The following is a 21,976-nucleotide window of genomic DNA, read 5'->3' on the forward strand; positions in this document are numbered from 1 at the left end:
AGAATAATTAGTATCTGTGAATGAAAAGACTCTTTGCGATGGATTACGTTAAAGGTGCGAAATGCTAAACAACATAGAGAAAGTTATCGTCTACTAGCGCAAGAATAAAGTCCAGATTGAAAGGAGTGAGCGAATTGTAAGAGATACTGGAAATCAAAACATGAATTGTTTGATTCAGACCGAGCATTATGAAGTAGGGCCGAGTTTTCTTGAACCATACATCTATGGATAAACCGACTAATCTAAAGTTCGCCCACGCGCACTTTTATAGAATCCATATAGCAAAGTTAGTATTATCAGATTTTATCAATTTGCGGAGGTGTATTATCTTGAAAAGTAAAAAAAGTCGTGCTCGAAATAAAAAATTTGGGGCCTTATTTTTAGGAGCCACTTTACTGTTTGGAATGTTACCTTCACCAACACAAGTTAGTGCGATGGAGGCAATAAGTACGGAACGTGCAGCCGCAGCTAGTGAAGCGCTGAACACGATTGGTACGATCACAGCTATCAAACAAGAAGGTAGTAACGTATTTCTTGATTTATCGACAGGCGAAAAGATGAAAGTGAGTTTCCTGAAGGATAACTTATTTAGATTACATTTAGATCCAGCTGGAGTGTTTCCGGAATATCCAACACCTAATAGCAAGGATCATACGACAACAATCATAGACAAAAATGTTAGCGGTTACATGGAACAATATGGTGCGATCAAGGTCACAGTGGATGAAAGTGACGCTGACATTTATAGGATTTCTACGGATGCAGTAGAATTAAGAATTGACAAGGCAACTTCAAAGATGAGTCTATATGATAAAGCAAAATCAAAAGTGCTTTGGAGTGAAAGTAAGCCACTTAAATATGAAAATAATAAAACAGTCCAAACGTTAGATACAAATGATAACGAGTACTTTTTTGGTGGCGGCCAACAAAACGGCTATTATTCACATAAAAATACTGCCATCAATATTGCCATTGGCGGAGGCTGGGATGCAGGTGCTGCGTCAAGTCCGGTTCCGTTTTATTTAAGTACTGAGGGCTACGGTGTGATGCGTAACACATTTAAGCCAGGGGTATATGATTTTTCAGAAACAGCAACTTTTTCTCATAACGAGAATCGATTTGACGCGTATTATTTTGTAGAAGAATCTATTCCTGAAATTATTAATGAATACACGGAGTTAACGGGTAAGGCAGCGCTTATGCCGGAATTTGCTTTCTACTTAGGGCATGCTGACTGCTTTAATGGCACGCATAATGGACATAAAGATCAACGCACACTATTAAAGGATGCTGTCAAAGTAATAGATGACCATGCGGATGAGGATATGCCACTAGGCTGGATTCTACCGAATGATGGGTATGGTTGTGGATACAGCGGGTTAGACAATTTAGAGCAATTTTCGGAAAAAGCCAATGCTGGAGATGTAGAAGTTGGCTTGTGGACGCAAAGTAACCTTTATCCAGACCCGAATTTACCAGAAAACGATCCTTTACGAAGAGATCTTGACGGGGAAGTTAAAGCGGGTGTAAGAGCTATCAAAACAGACGTTGCATGGGTTGGACATGGTTATTCAATGGCGTTAAATGCAACGCGCCAAGCTGCGGAAGGAATTGAGAAGGAAGAGAACTCTGGGGGTGCACGTCCATTTATTATTTCCCTTGATGGGTGGGCAGGTACTCAACGCTATGCGAGCTTGTGGTCAGGAGACCAATACGGTGGAAATTGGGAATATATCAGAATGCATATCCCAACTTACATTGGTGCGGGATTATCAGGAAATCCGAATGTCGGATCAGATGTTGATGGGATCTTCGGAGGCGACAAAGTCATTCAAACAAGAGACTTCCAATGGAAAACATTCACGCCTGTTGAAATCGACATGGATGGATGGGCATCTGGCGGCCAAGACTATAGTAAAGAAAAGAAACCGTGGAATTTTGGACAGCCTTATACAGACATTAATAGAATGTATCTGAAACTAAAAGCTCAAATGATGCCGTATATCTATACGATTGCGGAAGAATCTACATCCACATCTATGCCAATGATTAGAGGAATGATGTTGGAATATCCGAACGATCCATATACGTATGGTACGGAAACACAATACCAGTATATGTGGGGACCTAATATGCTAGTAGCACCTGTTTATAACGGTGACGAGCATACGGCTGGCGTAAGGAACGGCATTTATCTTCCAGATGAGGACCAAGTTTGGATCGATTACTTTACAGGTGAGCAATATAAGGGCGGCGTTGTGCTAAATAACTTTGATGCGCCATTATGGAAAACGCCTGTATTTGTGAAGGATGGAGCTATTATTCCGATGGCGCCTGAAAATAACTCTATTAACGAATTGGATGGTTCAGAGAATAGAATCTTTGATGTCTATCCATCAGGTAAATCGGAATTTACGATGTATGAGGATGATGGAAAAACAGTTGAATATAAGGAGGACAAAAATACAAAAACGACAATCACTTCAGAAGTAAGTGGCGATCGTGCAGTGATTACTGTAGGTGAAGCAACAGGAGCTGGCTACAAAGGAATGGTTAAGGATAGAGGGACAGAATTCTTGATCAATACACGCCAAAACCCTGAACAAGTAACTGTTAAAGTTGGCGCTACAGAAGTCGCGTTAACAGAGGCTACAAGTGAAGAAGAATACGAAAGCCTAGACAATGTTTATTTCTATAATGAAGAACCGAATTTCAATAAGTACTCTACAGAAGGTTCGGAGTTTGAAGAAACGAAGGTTATGACAGCACCTAAATTACAGGTGAAGGTTCAGAAAACGGATATTACAGCTAATACGGTTACATTAACTGTAGACGGATTCAATAATACGCAAGTTAAGGAAGTAGTGGATGCAGAAATACCACAGGTTCCAACAGGTTTCAAAGCGGACGACGCAAATGTGACAGACAAAGAAATCAAGCTAGAGTGGAATCAGGTTGATGGCGAGAATACAACCTATGACCTACTGATTAATGATGTAGTGTATACAAATGTGTTTAAAGCGACGGACAGTGTAAAAGCGCCTTACTATACGCATGCTGAATTGCCGTTTGATACGGAATACGCGTATCAGGTAAGAGCTGTAAACACGAAGGGTGCATCGAATTGGAGCGAAGAGCTGAATGTTAAAACGAAGCTTGATCGTTACAGAAATGTACCGAAGAATATGTCGGCAAAAGCAAACAGTGAACAATCAGGTAGTGGGGCAGCACAGGCTGTAGATGGTAGAGATGATACGCAGTGGCACACGAACTGGACTACGGGGAACAAATTACCACACACGTTTGAAATTGATATGAAGCTAGCTTATCAATTAGATAAGTTAGAGTATCTTCCAAGACCTGACGCGGGTAATGGAACGATCCTAAAGTATAACTTAGACATCAGTTTGGATGGAAAGGTGTATAAGAATATTATTACTGACGGAAAATTTGTGAGAAATAAAGATGTAAAAACAATTGACCTTACTGATAATGTAACAGCTAGATATTTGAAGCTGACAATTACTGAAGCGGTTGGGAACTTTGGTAGTGCGCAAGAATTTAGACCTTATAAAAAAGACAAGACAGAAGGAATGGTTGTAGGTGAAAACATTCCAAACGGTGAAATTGATGAAAGCGATCTACTATTCTTCGCAAGCTATATGGGTGTCGATGAAACCGATACAGCTTGGGAACAAGTATCCAAAGTGGATATTAACTACAACGGCGTCATTGATGCTTACGATTTAATGTATGTAGCAGGACAATTGGGCGCAACACCACTCAAAGCAACAGGTAAACCAATTGCCGGTTCACTGGATATTAGACCAGATAAGCAACAAATAAAAGCTGGCGAAGAATTTACAGTGGACATTATCGGAGTGGGCTTAAAGGATATCAATGCCTTCAATTTAGAGCTGAATTTAGATCCAAACAAATATGAAATCGTTACGGCTTGTGCTGCTGATGACACTTGCGGCATCGTTTCACCTACAAATGCAACGAAGGGTATGTTGAATTACTCTATCCTTGCAGGGGTAGGACAGCCGGAACAACGTATCATGGCCGCATTCTCTAATAAGGGATCCCAAGCTACAGTAGAGGGTACAAATACAGTAGCTACTATTAAACTAAAGGCGAAAAAAGATCTTAACTTCGACATGGCAATCAAACGGTCATTGCTCGTGAACACATCTTTTGCAACGATTGATAAAATCGGAAAGGTCTTAGCACCAGGCGAAGAGCCAGAACAAGGTGAAGTAGACAAGACTGATTTGGTATCAAAAATTGCAGAGGCACAAGCAATTAACAAAGAAGATTACACACAAGAATCAGTACGTGTATTGGAAGCAGCAATTGACACTGCGAAAGAAGTTGTAGCCAATAAAAAAGCTACACAACAAGAAGTGAACGAGGCTTTGGCAGCGTTACAAAATGCGATCCGTGGATTAACACTAGACGGGGTCATCCTGACGAATAAGGATATGACGGCTACTGGGGATGGATCGAAAATGCAAAACGGTGAAGCTGCTTTCGAAAAACTGATTGATGGTGAAATCAGTGAGAATTCATTGGCAGAATTGAAGTGGAATTTAACACCACAAGATGGTATTTCACTACCATTAGCGGTTGACTTCAATTTCAATAAACCGCAAGCAGTTACTAAATTTGAAGTGTTTAATCGTCCACAATATACAAATGGCAAGATCAAAAAGCTAAGCGCGAAAGCATATGGCGTAAATGGCGATGTCTATGATTTAGGGACAAAAGCGGTTGGGGCGACGGATAAGTCCGTGACGTTCCGTGTTTCTGAGGCCGTTACGACGATGCCGAGCGGGGCGAAAATCAGTAAAGTAACGATTGTTTTTGAGGAATCACATAGTGGACCTCTCATGTTATCCGTTGCAGAAGTTCAATTTTTGGCGAAGAACAGCGCGCAAGTGGATACATCAGCTTTAGCATCATTAGTTGCAAAAGCTGAAGAAAAACAAGCGGAAAACTACACGGAAGAAAGCTGGGCAGTCTTTAGCGCGGCTCTAGCGAACGGAAAAGAAGTTCTGGCAAGCAGTACGAGCCAAGCAGAAATCGATGCTGCATTTGCTCAATTAACTGCAGCTTTGAATGGATTGCAGAGTAAGATTCAAAACGTTGCGGACTTGCAAAAACTTGTTGAAGAATTTAACAAGGCAGGGGAATTCGCTAACAGTACTGTCGCACGTTCCCTTCAAGTTCACTTAACGGCAGTAAGTCATTATGAGAACACAGGGGCAACTGACAAAGTTGTGAAGCATTTGAAAGGCTTTAAAGATTTGCTTGCGAATTTGCATGGAAATAAGCAAATCTCTGAGAAGGCATTTAATGATTTGAATGCTCATACGGATTATTTGATCAATAAATAATGAGTACTAGTTACTATTGCAGCACGTCCTGGAGCCAATTTGGCACTAGGGCGTGTTTGTCGTTATAATTTAGATTAGGTTGTGCAGTTTGGCATTTATATTGGATTTCGCTCTTTGTATCTGTTTGATTTCTTCCTTACTCAAGGGATTTGGATTTAACCAGTTCATGAACGCATTGTCATACAAGCCTTGATAGACAACCCCTTCATAGCAAATGGTATAAGAAAAACGATCATGAATTTGATTTTGAATAAATGCTTTTATCGTTTGAAGTTTAGAGAACATAATCGCAGCCTCCGTTCTGATAAGATGTCTTCCAGTTGTTCTGTAGGTATAGAATAACGTTTGCAAATTAAAGGCATATTAGACGAAAATGAGAATTTAATGAGAGATCCCTTTTTCGTTCCGATGAATTCCACGGAGTTTTACATTCGAGATACTTTACTTGTTTTTTTATCACTTGCATGGTAAAGTGATAATAAGGTTAGCGACGAGGAGGGAAACAAAATGCGTAATAATACGATTGGCTCGCTCATTTGGTTACGTTTAATGCGTTTCACAAATCAAAGTAACCAACTGTCGAATGATTTTTTAAAGCGTTATGATTTAACAACTGCCCAATTTGATGTACTTGTACAAATTCACATATACCAGCCGCTAACACAAAGCGAATTAGCTGAAAAAGTAACCGTGACGCAAGGCGGTATTTCCCGTATGCTCGCACGACTTGAAAAAGATGGTTGCATTGTACGTAAGCAAGAATGGAAAACGAAGATGATTAGCTTAACTGACAAGGCGGAAGCGATTTTAGAAGAGGCCATGCCAGCACAACTAGCGTTTCAAACATCATTTTTTGAAGATGTATTAACAAAAGAAGAAGAGAGAACACTATATGCGTTGATGACGCGTATTCATAAAAATAGTCAAAAAAAAGAATTGCCGCCAGAGTGATTTTTTTTACACTATCACTTGACTAGTCAATCAAAAAATAAGGAGGAACTACCATGTATCAAATACCAGGACATCACCATATTTCAATGATTACTAAAGATGCTCAGACGAATAACCATTTTTATCGAGAAGTATTAGGCTTACGCCGTGTGAAAAAGACGGTTAACCAAGATAGCCCATCGATGTATCACTTGTTTTACGGAGATTTAACGGGAAGTGCAGGGACAGAGTTATCCTTTTTTGAAATAACGAACGCGGGAAGAACCGTCCGTGGAACCAATGCCATTACCCAAATCGGCTTACTTGTGCCATCACTCGAAAGTCTAACGTACTGGAAACAGCGTTTTGAGCAATTAGATGTGATACATGGAGAGATTACAACTTATGCAGGTCGAGCAGCATTGCCATTTGAGGATTCAGAAGGATTACGCCTGATTTTATTAAATAATAATGGTGAAGAGATTCCGGAATTTTGGTCTGCTTGGGAAGGTTCCCCTGTGGAACAAGCGCATCGTATTTTAGGGATGGGGCCGACCGAAATAACCGTTCGTCATTTGGAGCGGACAGCTAAAACATTACGCGATCTATTTGGCTATGTCGAAGTAGCGCATTCTGATGAGGAAGCGATTTATCAGTCTGTTGCAGGGCAAGCATTTGGTGAAATTGTTTTGAAGCAGCTAGATGGACCGCGTGAAAAGCCAGGGAGAGGCAGTATTCATCACTTGGCAATTCGCGTGAAAAATGAGGAAGAGTTGCGCTATTGGGATGGTGTCGTGAAGGAAAGAGGATTTGATTCATCAGGAATCATCGATCGCTTTTACTTCCAAAGCCTATACTTCCGCGATGCGAATGGTATTCTCTTTGAAATTGCGACAGATGGGCCTGGTTTTACAAGGGATTCTACTGTTGAAGCGCTAGGTACAAAATTAGATCTACCGACGTTTTTAGAAGGTAAGCGTGCAGAAATTGAAGCAAAACTACAGCCAATAGACTAAGCAAGCGGTATTATATCACCGCCAAAGATGAGTTTATCACTGTCACGAGTAGAATTCGTGCGGAATAGAGAATGAATTAAAAAAGGAGAATCATTGTTATGGAAAACTACCGTATTGATACAACTAAAGGAATGGAATTTGGTTTATATTCGATTGGGGATCATCTACTAAACCCTTTCACAGGAAGTAAGATTAGCGCGGAGCAACGTATTCAAGAATTAATAGAGGCAAGTAAACTGGCAGATGAAGCTGGTTTGGATGTATTTGCGGTTGGAGAAAGCCATCAAACGCATTTTACAACACAAGCACATACGGTCATTTTAGGTGCGATTGCTCAAGCTACAAAAAACATTAAAATTGCGAGTTCTGCAACCGTGTTAAGTGTATCGGATCCTGTGCGTGTCTATGAAGACTTTGCGACACTGGATTTGATTTCAAAAGGTCGTGCTGAAATTGTTGCGGGACGTGGTTCACGGATCGGGGCTTATAGTTTGCTTGGGTATGATGTACAGGATTATGAAGAATTATTTGAAGAGAAATTAGAGCTATTGATGAAGATAAATGATGAAGAAGCAGTGACGTGGCAGGGTCAATTCCGTGCGCCATTGAACAATGCTACGATTTTACCACAACCACAAAATGGTCATCTTCCGATTTGGCGTGCAGTTGGTGGACCACCTGCAAGTGCCATTAAGGCGGGATATGCAGGAATTCCAATGATGCTGACAACGCTAGGCGGTCCGGCGGTCAACTTTAAGGTATCGGTGGATGCTTACCGTGAGGCGGCACAGCGTAGTGGTTTTGATCCGGCAGCATTACCAATCGCGACAACGAGCTTATTCTATACAGCAGAAAATTCACAGGATGCGCTGCGCGAATATTATCCGCATGCGAATGCAGGCATGATGGCGTTAAGAGGTGGCGGCTATCCGAAGCAGCAATTTGCACAATCAACAGATGTGCGTGATGCGTTAATGATTGGTAGCCCGCAACAGATTATTGAAAAAATGATCTGCCAGTATGAACTGTTTGGCCAACAACGCTTTATGGCACAAATTGATTTTGGTGGCGTACCGTTTGATAAAATTATGAAGAATATTGAGTTGATTGCGACAGAAATATTGCCAGCAGTTAAAAAATATACCACTGAGAAATAAGGAGGGGCTATTATGAAAATTGCATTGCTATCGGGCTCTAAAGTAGGGTCTAAAACCAGAACGGCGATGAATTATATACACAATATAGCGCAAGAAAAATACCCCGATGCGGAGATTACTTTGCTGGATCTTGCTGAGTTTGACATGGTCTTTAGTGACGGGCGGAACTATTGGGATTACGAGGGTGACACGAAATATGTGACCGAAATACTGATGGCAGCAGATGCTATTATCCTTGGCACACCGACGTTCCAAGCATCTATCCCGGCTACACTGAAAAACATTTTTGATTTATTGCCCGTCAATGCGTTCCGCGATAAAGTGGTCAGTATGTTTGTCACAGCGGGTACTGCGAAACATTATTTGATGGTGGAACAGCAGTTAAAGCCAATTTTAGCGTATATGAAGGCACATATTGTCCCGACGTATGTCTTTATAGAAGAAAAAGACTACAATCGCAAAGAAATCGTCAATGATGATGTCCACTTCCGCATGGAACGATTAGTGGAAGATACCGTACTTCTTGTTGAGGCTTATGCAGGGATTCGAGAGAAGAAAGATGCGGAATATGGGTTTTAACTAGTTCGTAACGACAATAAGAATCCCAATCTCTCATTTATAGCGCAGAGAGATTGGGGTTTTTTAATGATTTAGTGCTTATCATCAAGAGTCTGCACAATTTTTTCAGCTAGTTCGTGAGCTTCCAAATCCCGCTGATAGGATTCAGCAGACACTTGTCCACTTTTCACAGCTTCCAAGAAAGCAGTAATAACACCATGAAATCCGCGTTTTACAAGCGTTGGCTGCCAATCATCGCCACCGTAAGTGAGGCTGTTTTTGTCAATATGAGAGATCACTTCATTGACATTCATAACCTTACGCGTTTCATGGGCATTCATGACTTCTACTTTTTCCTCAGATGTACCCGCGTCACGATTCATAATCCCGATAGCCGTCCCTTGCGCGGCTTCCAACTGTAGAACCACATGATGAAGCAAACCATTTTCCTGTTTGCCTCGCACGCGAATATGTTCAATCGGATAGGGAAACAGATAGAGTAGCGTATCAATCACATGAATAAAATCATCTAAAACAAACTGCCGTGCCTCTCCAGCATGATGCCCTCTATTTTTCTGCATGACCACCATATTCGGTTCGGCCAATTCCTTTAACTTCATATAAGGAAGAGCATACCTCCGGTTGAATCCAACCATTAAGAGCAACCCTTTGCTTTCGGCTTTTTTCAATAAACGTGTCGATGATTCCAAGTTATATGTGACGGGTTTATCGACATAAACGTGAATACCGTTATCGAGCAGCTTATCAATGATGCTTTCATGAGATTCTGTTGATGAATGAACGAATGCCGCTGAGATTCCACTTGCTAGCCATTGGTCGAAATCCTGATAGAGATGCCTAATCGAATATGTTTCAGCGACTTTATTCAAGGTATCTTCATTCCTCGTACAAATATGGAGCTCAATTCCCTTTGTTTGCGATAAAACCGGCAAGTACGCTTTCTTTGCAATATCGCCAATGCCTATCATTCCGATTTTCACATGACCACCCCTATTTCATTGTATATTATCATCTTACAGCATTCGGTTTCCAATTGCCCTAGAATAATACATTTGCATAAAAAGTGAGGTATTTTGTAATGCGCTTAATGAGATTGCAATTTAAGGAGGGGTACTAGATGAGTACAACAAGTCGTTTGACTGTGGGGAAGCTGGTGAACAAATGGATGTGGAATCGAATATGATTCTTTATGAGGCTTAATAGAGTTGCCTATATTACGAAAAGGAGGAAATCCATTGAGTATTGTAGCAATCATTTTACAGGTTTTATTAGCGTCGATGTTTGTTTTGGCGGGTGCTGGGAAAGTTACGGGTTCTAAGATGCATGTGGAAGGCTTTAAGCAGTGGGGCTTGCCGCAATGGTTTCGGATTTTCACGGGAATTGTTGAATTAGTTGGTGCGGCAATGCTGATTATCGGTTTTTGGGAGCCGAGCTGGGCAATAGTGGGGGCTTTGTTGCTTGGATTGACAGCGCTTGGTGGTATTGCGACGCATATGCGCGCTAAGGACTCATTTAAACAAACGTTTTTGATTTTGTTGTTGGGCATTTTTGCATTTTGTCTAATTATTATCCGTTTATCGATGATGGGTTGATTGATTAGTCTATTTTAATGTTTTTAAGAATACTGAAACCCCATACTTTCGTAGACTTTTTCTACGAAAGTATGGGGTTTTCACTTAGCTATGGCAGACACATATTAAGTATGAAGTTTGACCTTTTTTTCATTTTTAAACAATAAATAATGGGCTTTCCCCACTTTATCTTCTATATAATCGAGTGAAAAATGACCGTGTGGATCTACTAAATCTCCAATTGCCCGAGATAGATTATCAATCGTAAGTTGTAATGTCTCGCACTGTCTCGGCTGGTTCCCTCGATTCATCTCATCCATGATTTCATGGGCAAGGTGTTGGATTCGACGTAAACGCATTTCTTTATTCTGCATGATATCCTCCTCCATTTGACAACTATACTGCCTAACTATATGGCCTGCGCCAAGAGTTTATGAATAGGTGTTTGAATGAATGTAGATGCTTATTTAAGCGCGTTGCGTAGTACTCCATTCAATATTTTTATGAGCAGGGGAGGAAGCAAGGTAGGTCGTAATAAAAAACGGATTAGCCCTTAAATTCTCATCTTTAGGGCTAATCCGTTTGTCATATTAAAATGTCTGCTAAAAACGATTATTGATGCAAGTTATTAATCCACATTCAATGATAGAAGAGCATGGATTCATTACTTTTTCAAAAAGTATTCTTCAATATCATCAAGCATTAAGTTTGCTGCTAAAACGCCACCAGCAGTGTTCCAAATGATATCATCCACTTGGTGGACATTACCATTTTTTGAGACATTTAGATTTTTAAATAATGGGTCCTCGATCCAATCATTTGTAAGCTTTGTTGCTTCGTTATCCCCTGTTTCATAAGTGAAGTAAAAGAGCACATCTCCGTCCATTGCTGGAATGCGTTCTTTCGTAACGCCTCTTTCAGCAAAATCGTCCACATCTTGTCCATCTGCACGTGCAAAGCCTAGTTGATCTAAAATCACACCTGAGAAGGAGTCTTTATGGTAAATACGCACATCTCCTGCCATAAAGCGAACCATTGAGATTTTTTTCTTTGTTTGATCTCCAAGTTCAGTTTTGATCGTTTCAACACGGCCATTGTATGCGTCTAATACTTCTTTCCCTTTTTCTTCTTGGTTTACGGCTTTAGCATACAAATTGAAGTTTTCTTGCCAATCCCCACGAAGTGTCTCAGCGAAAACAGTCGGAGCAATTTTGTTTAACTGTTCGTAAATTGCTTCGTGTCGCATTTTATTTCCGATAATCAAATCTGGCTTTAGTGAGGCGATTTTTTCTAAGCTAGGTTCAGATTCAATACCGACAGATTCAGTACCCGTCATGTCCATATGATCATACCAAACTTTTTGTGCGGGAGATTGAATAGCGCCAACAGGTTGAATGCCCATTGCTAGAAGAGCTTCAGCACCTTCATTTGTTAGAATTACAATACGTTTTGGCGTTCCTTTTATTTCTGTACTGCCCATTGCATGTTGAACCGTATATGTTTTCTCGTCATTTTGCTGTGCTTGATCATTTGATTCTTTCGGTGTCTTATTAGCGCCGCAAGCCGATAAGACAAGAATGCACATAATCATTATGAATGTCATAACTTTTTTCATGTCTATTTTCCTCCGATTGGTTGAGAATGATAATCATTTACACTATGTATCCTATATGCTAATATTATTCATGTCAATAGTTAATTGAAAACAATTCTCAGCGAAGTAGGGACATTATGATACATACAACTAAAGGTAAGTGGATTGCTCTTATTGTAAGTAGTTTTGCTTTTATTATTTGTTTATTTTCAAGCATTGTCTATGGGTATACGGATACAAGCTGGTCTACGGCTATTGCGGCATTCAAAGAGAATGATGGATCGACGGCACATCTTGTTATACAAAATGTACGCTTGCCACGCGCTTTGATTGCTGCAACTGTAGGAGCTTGTTTGGCTATTTCAGGGGCGATCATGCAATCCATTACGAAAAACCCGTTAGCTTCTCCAAGTATCTTAGGCATTAATGCTGGAGCCGTTTTTTTTGTCGTAATTGGGGTCGTATTCTTCCATCTACAAAGTCTTCAATCCTATATGATCTTTGCGTTAATCGGGGCTGCTTTGTCATTTAGCGTCGTTTTTGTCTTAAGTAGTATTGGCAGAGAAGGGTTAACGCCAATGAAGCTTGTATTAGCAGGTGCTGCTGTTTCTGCATTATTCTCATCTATGACGCAAGGAATGTTAACGATTAATGAAACAGCACTTGATCAAGTATTATTTTGGCTGGCAGGTTCTGTCGCCAATCGGCCAATCGATTTATTGATAACAGGGTTTCCATATCTAGTGATTGGATTACTTGCCGCTTTTGTTTTGGCGAAACAAATGAACCTATTAGCCATGGGGGACGATGTTGCGTCTGGATTAGGACAGAATGTAGTCCTAGTAAAACTTGTTTTTTCACTTATTGTCGTTGTGTTGGCGGGAATCTCGGTGGCAATTGCGGGACCTATTGGTTTTGTAGGAATTATTATTCCACATATTGTTCGGTCCTTTATCGGTATTCAACACCAGTGGGTATTTCCGTTTTGTGCATTATTCGGTGGGATGCTATTACTCTTATCCGACATTGCCGCACGATACATTATTATGCCTAAAGAAGTGCCGGTCGGAGTGATGACTGCGTTAATCGGTGTTCCATTCTTTATTTATGTGGCGAGAAGGAGAATTGGAGCATGAAAAATAAAGGAACAGTCCGAATAGGAAATTTTGCTTCGTTTATAGTAGATAAAAAGTCTTTATTCTCTACGACAATCGCAACGGTGCTTTTAATTGTACTAGCCCTTCTGTCGATGGGATCGGGAGAGTTTTTCATATCGCCTTTAAATGTCTTGAAAGCTATTTTAGGTATTGGCGAGTCATTTGATCAAACGATCATTTTTGAATTTCGACTACCTCGTATTGTAATGGCCATTTTAGTTGGAGTCGGGCTAGCGACGGCGGGCGCCATTTTGCAAGGGGTTTCAAGAAACCCTCTTGGTTCTCCGGATATTATCGGGATTACAGCAGGGGCTTCATTTGGGGTTGTCTTATTTTTAGCGTTGTTTTCAAATGAAAGTAATGCGCTAACTGTTAGTCAAGATTGGATGCCACTATTTGCCTTTGGTGGTGCGATGATTACAGCGGTCCTCGTATTCATGTTATCTTGGAAAAACGGTATTGCTCCATTTCGAATGTTACTAATCGGGATTGGAATTTCAGCTCTTATGCATGCAGGGACGACGGTTCTTATGCTTGTCGGACCTATCTATCAGGCAAGCCAAGCTAATATTTGGATTACTGGAAGTATTTACGGTTCGAACTGGACCGAAGTTCGAATGATTGCGATATGGATTTCGATTCTTTTCATCCTCACACTAGCCATGACGAGGGAAATGAATATTTTAGAACTTGGCGATGATTTGGCGAAAGGTGCTGGATCGCCGGTTCAAAAGAGCCGAATTATTTTCCTTTTACTGTGCGCTGGCTTGACGGGTGCATCCGTTGCTTTCGCAGGTGGCATTGGGTTTGTTGGATTAATCGCGCCTCATATCGCAAAAAGAATTGTCGGCCCTACTTTTGGTTCGCTGGTTGGGCTCTCGGCAGTCATTGGCGCAATTCTCGTCCTCGTTGCAGACTGGATTGCTCGTGTTGCTTTTGCCCCAATTGAAGTGCCAGCGGGTGTATGGACAGCTGTAATCGGTGCGCCTTACTTTATCTATTTGCTGATTAAACAACGAAATCGGTAAGGGGAGGGTGATGGAATTGAGGACGAGCACGCATGAGCTATATGAGGACTTGGAAACGAACTTCCGTGTGAGACGCGAGCTATATACGGAACAAGTAGCATTCTATTTACAGGATTTGATTGTTCCGGAGGCCAGAGAACGTACTTTGTTAGAAATAAAAGAAGTACTTGATGCGCCTAATCTAGCCGTTACTGCCTCTTTAATTGGAAAACGAATTGGATTTTTAGGAGCAATCTTCACCTATGCCTATTTGAAGTATGGAATCGCATATACGATGGATAGCAGCAAAATCGCATGCATGAAAAGTGATAACCATGAAAACTGGTTGCCTACTTATTATTTTGGAAACGCCCCTGTAATGAAGGAGGAGGGGGGACAGAACGCGGAGTGGATTGCAACAAATGTCTACGGAAAACTACTGGTCCCGGTAATCGATTCACTAAGTACAGTAAAAGGCTTATCAAAGAAAGTGCTATTGGAGAATTGTTATATTTATATGGCATGGATTTTCGAAAAGCATCAATTGGATATGGCTATTTTTTACGAGCTGTTGGATCATCCAGCAGAAAACTTCGGTACAGGTGTAAGTCACCCGATGCGGTTCTTTCATGAATTGCAAACGACTAGGGCCACATGTTGTTTATATTATCAACTTCACACTAAAGATAAATGCTGTAAAAAATGTCCGTTGGCAAACAAGACATGTAACAAGATATGTTGAATTAAAGAATCTTACCAACAACGCTTGGCGCTTGGGGATGCCTTCGCTGGAGATTATGTGAAAACCATAAGTTCAACATATAGAGCTAGGGATAATAATATCCCAGCTCTTTTTTATTGTAGAATTGCTTTGGAACCTTAAGATTGATTACCATCAAACAAAAAAACGCCGGACATTAAAATGTTCGGCGTTTTCGTATGAATCCTCAAAGTGTTGGTTGGGCATTAGGACGTAAACGGCATATCAATTCTCGCTTACAACCTTAACTTTCAAGAATTCGATTATCCCATCCATCAACCCTTGTGCTAACGGTAAATCTGGATTACCATAGGTCGCCATATTCCCTTCGCGATCTTCAGGTGATTCCTTCAAGATATGATTCATGTTGTCCACAATGAGCAGCTCAGTATCTTTTTTCACGTCATGCAACAGTTCCGCATCCTTGACCGGGACTTGAATGTCTCGAGTACCATTCACTAGAAGGACGGGGACTTGTAGTTTTTTCAGCTGTTCTGCCGGATCGTATTGCAACCACGAAATTATATAGGGTTGAACAGAAGGGCGGAATAGACTTTGCAACTCAGGACTTATAGTTTGGACTTGTTCGCCTTGTTTTAACTTATCTAGAATTGTGTTAGATTCTTCGAGTAGGTTGGCCGGAAGTTGTGCTTCCAGTTGTTCCATAAGTACTTGGTCAATCGGTCTACCTGCTCCCGCAATGGAAATGTATGTGTCTGCATCTGCTTGTTCAGCAGCTACCATGCCAATTAATGAGCCTTCACTATGACCGATGATGCCGACCTCTGAAAATCTTGGATCATTTTTGGCGAAGTGAACCCATGCGGCGGCATCGTCAATATAGTGGTCGAATTGTAAATCTTCTTCTTTGCCAGCTAAACTTATGTTCACACCGATTCCGCGCTTATCATATCGGATACTGGCCACGCCTTCTGCCGCTAGACCTTCCGCAATCATTTTTAAACTATTGTTTTTCCCAGGCAACGCAGGTGAGTTTCCGTCACGATCAGTAGGGCCAGAGCCTGCAATAATCACCATGAGCGGGAAGGGACCTTCACCTTGGGGGATTTCTAATAGACCATCCATCTTTCCGTTTTCTACTGCAACCTGAACAACGTCTCCTGTTTCAGCAACTTCTTCTGGACTGCCCTTTGTTAATTCGAAGGGGAAAGATTGCCCTTGCTGCGTGAATGTACCCGAGATTTTATCTTGTTCGACTTTGCCGTCAAAGGTGAGGCGTTGATTTTGAATGTTCATCTCGAAAAATAGTTCTGTCTCGTTTAACGTTACGGTTGCTAGCGCATAATCGCTTACTCCTTGTGCGGGAATGCTAATTTTGCCGCTAGTTTTGTCAAATGTCAGGATAATGGGCAACGGTTGGTTTGGAATATTAATGGAGCCGTTCCATACACCTTCAATTGTTTCCATTGAACTCACCTCTTCCGAATTCGTTTCTGGCTTTTGTTCTTTTTTCTTGCTACAGCCTGCAGTTACTAGAACGATGCTAATCAGTAAACAAAACATTATCCCTAACTTCTTCATACAAATTCCTCCAATTCTGTTCTATTTAAAATATAACAGAATTGGTTTGGTGAGTAAAGAATAATGAAACTATGTTTAATTCCACTTTGTTCCACCCCTAGTTAACTGTATTTTATGCGATATGTGAATGCGATAGGCTATAAGATCAACAAATATTTTATCGTGCGACACTAATAGGACTGTGCTGTTGTATGCTATAAGAAAAGTTCTAACACTTCCACACTTGTACTTCAAAATCTGGGGTGATAGGAACAGGTTCAATGACCAATTAGGACATAAGTTTTCTGAATACATATCCATTCGTACAATTGAATTTACTTATGGAGGTATGAAGAATATGCTAGTCGTATAGAAGCTTTGAGCGAAAGAAGGATGCCTTATGGAATACGTTATGCTTTATTTCATCGGCTTTGTAGCGACGACGCTTGGTACATTAGCGGGGGGCGGGGGACTGATCAGCTTACCAGCCATGCTGCTGATGGGATTGCCTGTTCACTCTGCGATTGGAGCCAATAAAGTTGCGAATACGGTGAGCTCATTTTCAAGTTTTTTTGTTATCTATAAAAATAAAGAAGTCACTGTCAAAGAAGCGCTGACGGTTGTCCCGCTTAGCCTAACTGGAGGGATTACAGGTGGGGTGATTGCTTCCTTTTTGAAAGAAGAGTGGATGATTGTCATTGCGATTGTTCTGCTATCTTTTGCATTTATCACCTCATTTTTAGGCAAAACGGACTTTGATGGCGGTGAGTCATTCCATGTTACGAAGAAGAGTGCTGCTTCATTGTATGGTATCGGGATTTACGATGGTGTATTTGGTCCAGGAAGTGGCACTCTTGCGTTGTATGTTTACGCACGATTGAAAATTTCTTATTTAAGAGCTGTTGGATTATCTCGCATTATGATTTTTTCAAGCTGTTTTGGCGCCTCCATTAGTTACATCTCAACGGGGAAAATACTATGGCCGTTGACGATTGCACTCATGTTGGGCTCAATCAGTGGTGCGCAGCTCGGAGTTCGACTTGCCCGTAAATTGAAAGCCAAGCATGTGAAGCCGATACTTCGGGTTGTCACAGTCCTATTAATCGTGCAAATTGTTGTGGAGTATTTTGGATAAGGTTTATAATTTTAAAAAGCTATTTCAAAAATCATCGATTTTTGAAATAGCTTTTTCTTTTTTTGTTAAAACTTAAAATAATTGCGAAGTAAATAAGAGACCCATTTACAATGTGAGTGGGATCGAATGTTTTCAAGTAATCCCTTTACAAGAGCAGGACTTAACGTTGGTTCAAGTAGCTGTTGCTTCAAAAGGATTAGCGATTCTTTTTCAATAGACTCTTCAATTTCAATTATATTTTGTTCAATGATTTCGAGAATCTGATCTTTCGTTACTTCTTCGTTCATTGGCTGTTGACGCAGTTGGACCAGCTCGGTAGTAATAAATGGGACTGTAATATGTCTCGCTAGTACATTTGTTTTTTCCACAAGTGACTTGGCTAGTAAATCCAAATCTAATGGTAAGTTATAGAATAAAAATAACTCTGAATATGTTTTCATAAAGCCTTTAACACAGTACATAACATCGTATTTGGTCTGTTTGATCTCATCACCGTATAATCGTTCAACCATCGATAACGTTACTGTCTCCAGTGATTGGTCATAGGAACGCATTTTTATGAGGAATTCTTCGTTAAAGGATTGCATTTGTTCTTTCATAAGAATTTTGGCGAAATCGGAATGCTTATGAAAGGAATTAAAGATGGTGTAATAAAATCTGTATAAAAGATCTTCATCGTTTTCAGTATGCTTGACCACGTAGTCAATATCGGAAGTGAACTGCATCATAAAGTAATCAATCAATGCTGAAATCAATTCGTCCTTTGATTTGAATGATAAGTAGAACGCGCCTTTAGAGATGCCACATTCCTCGGTTATTTGTTGGACAGAGGTAGCTTCGAAGCCTTTTTCGGCGAAAAGTTCTATTGCCTTTTCCATAATCAACTGTTTTTTCGTCATTAGTTATAATCGCTCCTAGGGGTTTTCGTTGACATATGACCCATTAGTCATTAGTATAAGAAATTGAATGAGATTAGTCAAATAGGGGAAGGTGTAAGAGTGAGAGGTTTAGTCAATTTTGTCCTCAAAAATAAATTAGCAGTATGGTTGCTAACAATTATCATTGTTGTATCTGGAATTTATTCAGGTACCAAAATGAAAACAGAGACGTTGCCGGATATTTCGATTCCATTTTTAATGGTAATGGATGTCTACCCAGGAGCCACTCCTGAACAAGTCATGAAAGATGTTTCCATGCCATTAGAGAAAGCTGTAGAAAATCTTGAACATGTGAAATCCGTTTATTCAAATTCCTATTCAAATATGTCCAATATTCAAGTGGAATATGAATATGGCATAGACATGGAAGAAGCGAAACGCGCATTAGAATCCGCGCTCGATGCAGTGTCTCTTCCAGAAGGAGCACAAGCGCCAACCATTACGGCAATTAGCATGAATATGATGCCGGTTGTTGCGCTAAGTGTAAGTAGTACGACAGAGGATATCGTTGAACTAACATCTACAGTTGAGGAAATCTTACTCCCGAAGATTGAGAAAATCGATGGAGTTGCCTCGGCAGCGATTACAGGTCAGCATATTGAAGAAGTACAACTTACGTATAATGATGAAAAGATGGCTGAACTTGGTATAACACAAGATGCAGTCAAGCAAATGATCCAAGCAAGTGATCTAGCTGTATCATTGGGTCTGTACGAGTTTGAAGAAGGTGAGCAAGCTGTTGCAGTAGACGGCAAGTTCATGACAGCTGATGAATTAAAGGGAATGCTTATTCCTGTAACACCAACTGCAACAAACCCATCACCATTTGTGAAACTTAGCGACATTGCTACAGTTGAGCTTGTCGGTAAAGTACAATCGGTTTCACGTACAAACGGTGAAAATGCCATTGCCATTCAAATTATTAAAGGGCAACAAGCAAATACGGTTGATGTTGTAAACGCTGTGAAGAAGTTAGTTAAAGAAGAAGAGAAAACAATTGACGGTCTTGTTGTCGATGTATCACTTGACCAAGGTGCGCCAATTGAAAAATCGGTTTCAACAATGATTGAAAAAGCGTTATTTGGTGGGGGAATTGCGATACTCATCATTCTTCTCTTCCTACGCGATTTCAAATCAACTATTATTTCAATCGTATCTATCCCAGTTTCGATTTTCATGGCTTTATTGCTACTAAACTGGATGGATATCACGCTAAATATTATGACGCTCGGTGCGATTACGGTTGCTATTGGTCGTGTTATTGATGACTCCATTGTCGTCGTTGAAAATATTTATCGTCGACTGCATTTGAAAACAGAGAAATTATCGGGTCGGGCGCTTGTACGCGAAGCGACGCTTGAAATGTTTAAACCAATCATGTCTTCAACGTTAGTAACAGTTGCGGTATTCGCACCACTTATCTTCGTTGGTGGTATGATCGGCGAGTTGTTCATGCCATTTGCGTTAACAATGACGTTTGCATTAGGTGCTTCGTTAATTGTTGCCGTTACAATCGTTCCAGCATTATCTCACTTCTTATTTAGGAAGAAATTATATAGTGAGAAAACAGAAAGCCACCATAAAGAGGTTGGTAAATTAGCAACATGGTACAAAGGTATTCTAGCTTGGACACTAAACCATAAAGTCATTACCTCACTTATTTCAGTTGTGTTATTAGCTGGAAGTGTGGCGCTGACGCCGTTAATTGGCTTTAGCTTTATGGGTAGTGAAGAAGAAAAAGTGATGTACTTAACGTATACGCCAGAGACGGGCGAGTTAATGGAAGATACGTTAGCGAACATTGAAGTTGTAGAACAAGAGCTATTAAAGCGTGACGATATTGATATTGTCCAGTTGTCTGTTACGGAAGCGGGAGACCCGATGTCTGCAATGATGGGCGGAGGTTCAAATGGTGCGTTAATGTTCCTTATCTTTGATCCGGACATGAAGAACTTCCCAGAAGCTCGTACAGAAGTTGAAGACTATGTGTTTAACATTGGTCAAACAGGCGAATGGAAGACCCAAAACTTTGGTGCTATGGGAGCAACTTCAAATGAAGTTAGCTACACGTTCTACAGTGAAAATTTAGATAAACTAAATGAAGCTGTAAAAATGGTAGAAGGCGTTATGAACGAAAACAAACGTCTTGAAGATGTTTCTTCAAGTGCAAAAGATGCATACGTTGAGTACAAACTCAAAGTAGAGCAAGATGAATTACTACAGTATGGGTTAACGACGGGGCAAATTGTCATGATGTTAAACCCGACGAGAACGCAAGATGTCTTAACGACGATTGACAAAGACGGTAACTCATTAAAAGTAATTGTTCAACAAGAGGAAGCGGTACAGCCGAAATCGATTGACGATCTATTGGCAACTGAAGTACCGACAGCGCTTGGGACGACGATGAAACTTTCTGAGCTTGTAGACGTTGAGCAAGGAACAACGCTCAATGCGCTTACTCGAAGCAAAGGGGAATATAACGCAACGGTTTCAGGAACGATCTTGGATGCTGATATTTCTAAAGCTACATCAGAAGTAGATAAGGCAATTGATAAATTGGATCTACCGAAAGGTGTGACTGTCGGAGTTGCAGGTGTTGCTGCGGATATGACAGAAGCATTTACACAATTGATTGTGGCGATGCTAGCGGCAATTGCAATCGTGTACTTCATCCTCGTTGTCACATTCCGTGAGGGTGTCGCACCATTTGCGATCCTAGTTTCATTACCATTTGCGGTTATTGGTTCATTTGTTGGTTTATTAATCGCAGGTGAAACGATCTCTGTTTCGGTTATGATGGGTCTATTGATGTTAATTGGTATCGTTGTAACGAACGCGATTGTACTTGTAGACCGTATTATCCGTATGGAGCGCGAAGGTTTGAAAATGCGTGAAGCGGTTCTTGAAGCGGGTGCAACACGTCTGCGTCCTATCTTAATGACTGCAATCGCAACAATCGGTGCTTTGATACCATTAGCAATTGGTTCAGGTGGCGGTGGCGGTGGCGGTCTGATTTCCAAAGGGCTTGGTATTACTGTAATCGGTGGTTTAATCAGTTCAACGTTATTGACATTGATTATTGTGCCAATCGTTTACGAAATATTATCTAAGCTGTTCAAGAAAAACCGTATTGATACAGAAGAAGACTGACCAAACAGCCCTACGCGAGGATACTTCCTCATGTAGGGCTGTTTTTCTGACTGGTTAAC

General features: G+C 40.7%; 17 protein-coding genes. 11 read left to right on the forward strand and 6 right to left on the reverse strand.

Translation table 11 applies throughout. The annotated features are described in order from the left end of the window. Positions 1–329 precede the first annotated feature (329 nt). A complete protein-coding gene (locus ACIQ0H_RS06390) occupies positions 330–5,399 on the forward strand; it encodes a TIM-barrel domain-containing protein (RefSeq protein WP_403412574.1) in 5,070 nt (1,689 codons plus the stop codon). A 69-nt stretch (positions 5,400–5,468) separates the two neighbouring features. On the opposite strand, the gene ACIQ0H_RS06395 is transcribed toward ACIQ0H_RS06390, so the two are convergent. After that, on the reverse strand, positions 5,469–5,684 hold the full coding sequence (locus ACIQ0H_RS06395; RefSeq protein WP_403412576.1) for a hypothetical protein: 216 nt from the start codon (positions 5,682–5,684) through the stop codon (positions 5,469–5,471). A 222-nt stretch (positions 5,685–5,906) separates the two neighbouring features. On the opposite strand from ACIQ0H_RS06395, the gene ACIQ0H_RS06400 reads away from it, so the two are divergent. From ACIQ0H_RS06400 to ACIQ0H_RS06415, 4 genes are all read left to right on the forward strand, one after another. Next, complete coding sequence (locus ACIQ0H_RS06400; protein ID WP_403412578.1) at positions 5,907–6,350, forward strand: MarR family winged helix-turn-helix transcriptional regulator; 444 nt, start codon at positions 5,907–5,909, stop codon at positions 6,348–6,350. A gap of 53 nt (positions 6,351–6,403) precedes the next feature. Beyond that, positions 6,404–7,345 (forward strand): ring-cleaving dioxygenase, encoded by a 942-nt coding sequence (locus tag ACIQ0H_RS06405; protein WP_403412580.1) that lies wholly within the window; start codon positions 6,404–6,406, stop codon positions 7,343–7,345. A 98-nt stretch (positions 7,346–7,443) separates the two neighbouring features. Continuing rightward, positions 7,444–8,502, forward strand: a complete 1,059-nt coding sequence (locus tag ACIQ0H_RS06410) for an LLM class flavin-dependent oxidoreductase (protein WP_403412581.1) — start codon at positions 7,444–7,446, stop codon at positions 8,500–8,502. A 12-nt stretch (positions 8,503–8,514) separates the two neighbouring features. Then, a complete protein-coding gene (locus tag ACIQ0H_RS06415) occupies positions 8,515–9,081 on the forward strand; it encodes an NADPH-dependent FMN reductase (protein WP_403412583.1) in 567 nt (188 codons plus the stop codon). Positions 9,082–9,152: 71 nt separating this feature from the next. Here the strand turns inward: ACIQ0H_RS06415 and ACIQ0H_RS06420 are convergent, their stop codons facing one another. After that, entirely contained in the window at positions 9,153–10,061 is a 909-nt protein-coding gene (locus tag ACIQ0H_RS06420; RefSeq protein WP_403412584.1) for a Gfo/Idh/MocA family protein, read from the reverse strand. 255 nt (positions 10,062–10,316) lie between these two features. Here ACIQ0H_RS06420 and ACIQ0H_RS06425 point away from each other — a divergent pair, with 255 nt between their 5' ends. After that, the gene (locus ACIQ0H_RS06425) at positions 10,317–10,673 is read left to right on the forward strand and encodes a DoxX family protein (protein ID WP_403412586.1); all 357 of its coding nucleotides are present in this window, start codon (positions 10,317–10,319) and stop codon (positions 10,671–10,673) included. Positions 10,674–10,777: 104 nt separating this feature from the next. Here the strand turns inward: ACIQ0H_RS06425 and ACIQ0H_RS06430 are convergent, their stop codons facing one another. Beyond that, the gene (locus ACIQ0H_RS06430) at positions 10,778–11,026 is read right to left on the reverse strand and encodes a hypothetical protein (RefSeq protein WP_403412588.1); all 249 of its coding nucleotides are present in this window, start codon (positions 11,024–11,026) and stop codon (positions 10,778–10,780) included. Between the two features lie 290 nt (positions 11,027–11,316). Continuing rightward, positions 11,317–12,267 carry an ABC transporter substrate-binding protein gene (locus ACIQ0H_RS06435; RefSeq protein WP_403412590.1) on the reverse strand — a complete coding sequence of 317 codons (951 nt, stop codon included), beginning with the start codon at positions 12,265–12,267 and terminating at the stop codon, positions 11,317–11,319. Positions 12,268–12,380: 113 nt separating this feature from the next. Here ACIQ0H_RS06435 and ACIQ0H_RS06440 point away from each other — a divergent pair, with 113 nt between their 5' ends. Genes ACIQ0H_RS06440 through ACIQ0H_RS06450 form a run of 3 tightly spaced genes read left to right on the forward strand, consistent with a single transcriptional unit; the run spans position 12,381 to position 15,152 of the window. Continuing rightward, complete coding sequence (locus ACIQ0H_RS06440) at positions 12,381–13,382, forward strand: FecCD family ABC transporter permease (RefSeq protein WP_403413425.1); 1,002 nt, start codon at positions 12,381–12,383, stop codon at positions 13,380–13,382. Next, on the forward strand, positions 13,379–14,431 hold the full coding sequence (locus tag ACIQ0H_RS06445) for a FecCD family ABC transporter permease (RefSeq protein WP_403412592.1): 1,053 nt from the start codon (positions 13,379–13,381) through the stop codon (positions 14,429–14,431). Before ACIQ0H_RS06440 ends, ACIQ0H_RS06445 begins: the two co-directional genes overlap by 4 nt. A gap of 16 nt (positions 14,432–14,447) precedes the next feature. Next, complete coding sequence (locus tag ACIQ0H_RS06450) at positions 14,448–15,152, forward strand: hypothetical protein (protein WP_403412594.1); 705 nt, start codon at positions 14,448–14,450, stop codon at positions 15,150–15,152. A gap of 243 nt (positions 15,153–15,395) precedes the next feature. Here ACIQ0H_RS06450 and ACIQ0H_RS06455 read toward each other — a convergent pair whose 3' ends face one another. Next, on the reverse strand, positions 15,396–16,712 hold the full coding sequence (locus ACIQ0H_RS06455) for a serine aminopeptidase domain-containing protein (protein WP_403412596.1): 1,317 nt from the start codon (positions 16,710–16,712) through the stop codon (positions 15,396–15,398). Positions 16,713–17,091: 379 nt separating this feature from the next. On the opposite strand from ACIQ0H_RS06455, the gene ACIQ0H_RS06460 reads away from it, so the two are divergent. Next, positions 17,092–17,826, forward strand: a complete 735-nt coding sequence (locus ACIQ0H_RS06460; RefSeq protein WP_403412597.1) for a sulfite exporter TauE/SafE family protein — start codon at positions 17,092–17,094, stop codon at positions 17,824–17,826. Positions 17,827–17,891: 65 nt separating this feature from the next. Here the strand turns inward: ACIQ0H_RS06460 and ACIQ0H_RS06465 are convergent, their stop codons facing one another. Next, a complete protein-coding gene (locus ACIQ0H_RS06465; RefSeq protein WP_403412599.1) occupies positions 17,892–18,725 on the reverse strand; it encodes a TetR/AcrR family transcriptional regulator in 834 nt (277 codons plus the stop codon). A gap of 99 nt (positions 18,726–18,824) precedes the next feature. Here ACIQ0H_RS06465 and ACIQ0H_RS06470 point away from each other — a divergent pair, with 99 nt between their 5' ends. Then, positions 18,825–21,917, forward strand: coding sequence for an efflux RND transporter permease subunit (locus ACIQ0H_RS06470; RefSeq protein ID WP_403412601.1), 3,093 nt, complete (start codon positions 18,825–18,827; stop codon positions 21,915–21,917). The last annotated feature ends 59 nt before the right edge of the window (positions 21,918–21,976 follow it).

It is taken from the genome of Sporosarcina sp. NPDC096371 (genome assembly GCF_044762865.1).
Lineage (GTDB): Bacteria > Bacillota > Bacilli > Bacillales_A > Planococcaceae > Sporosarcina.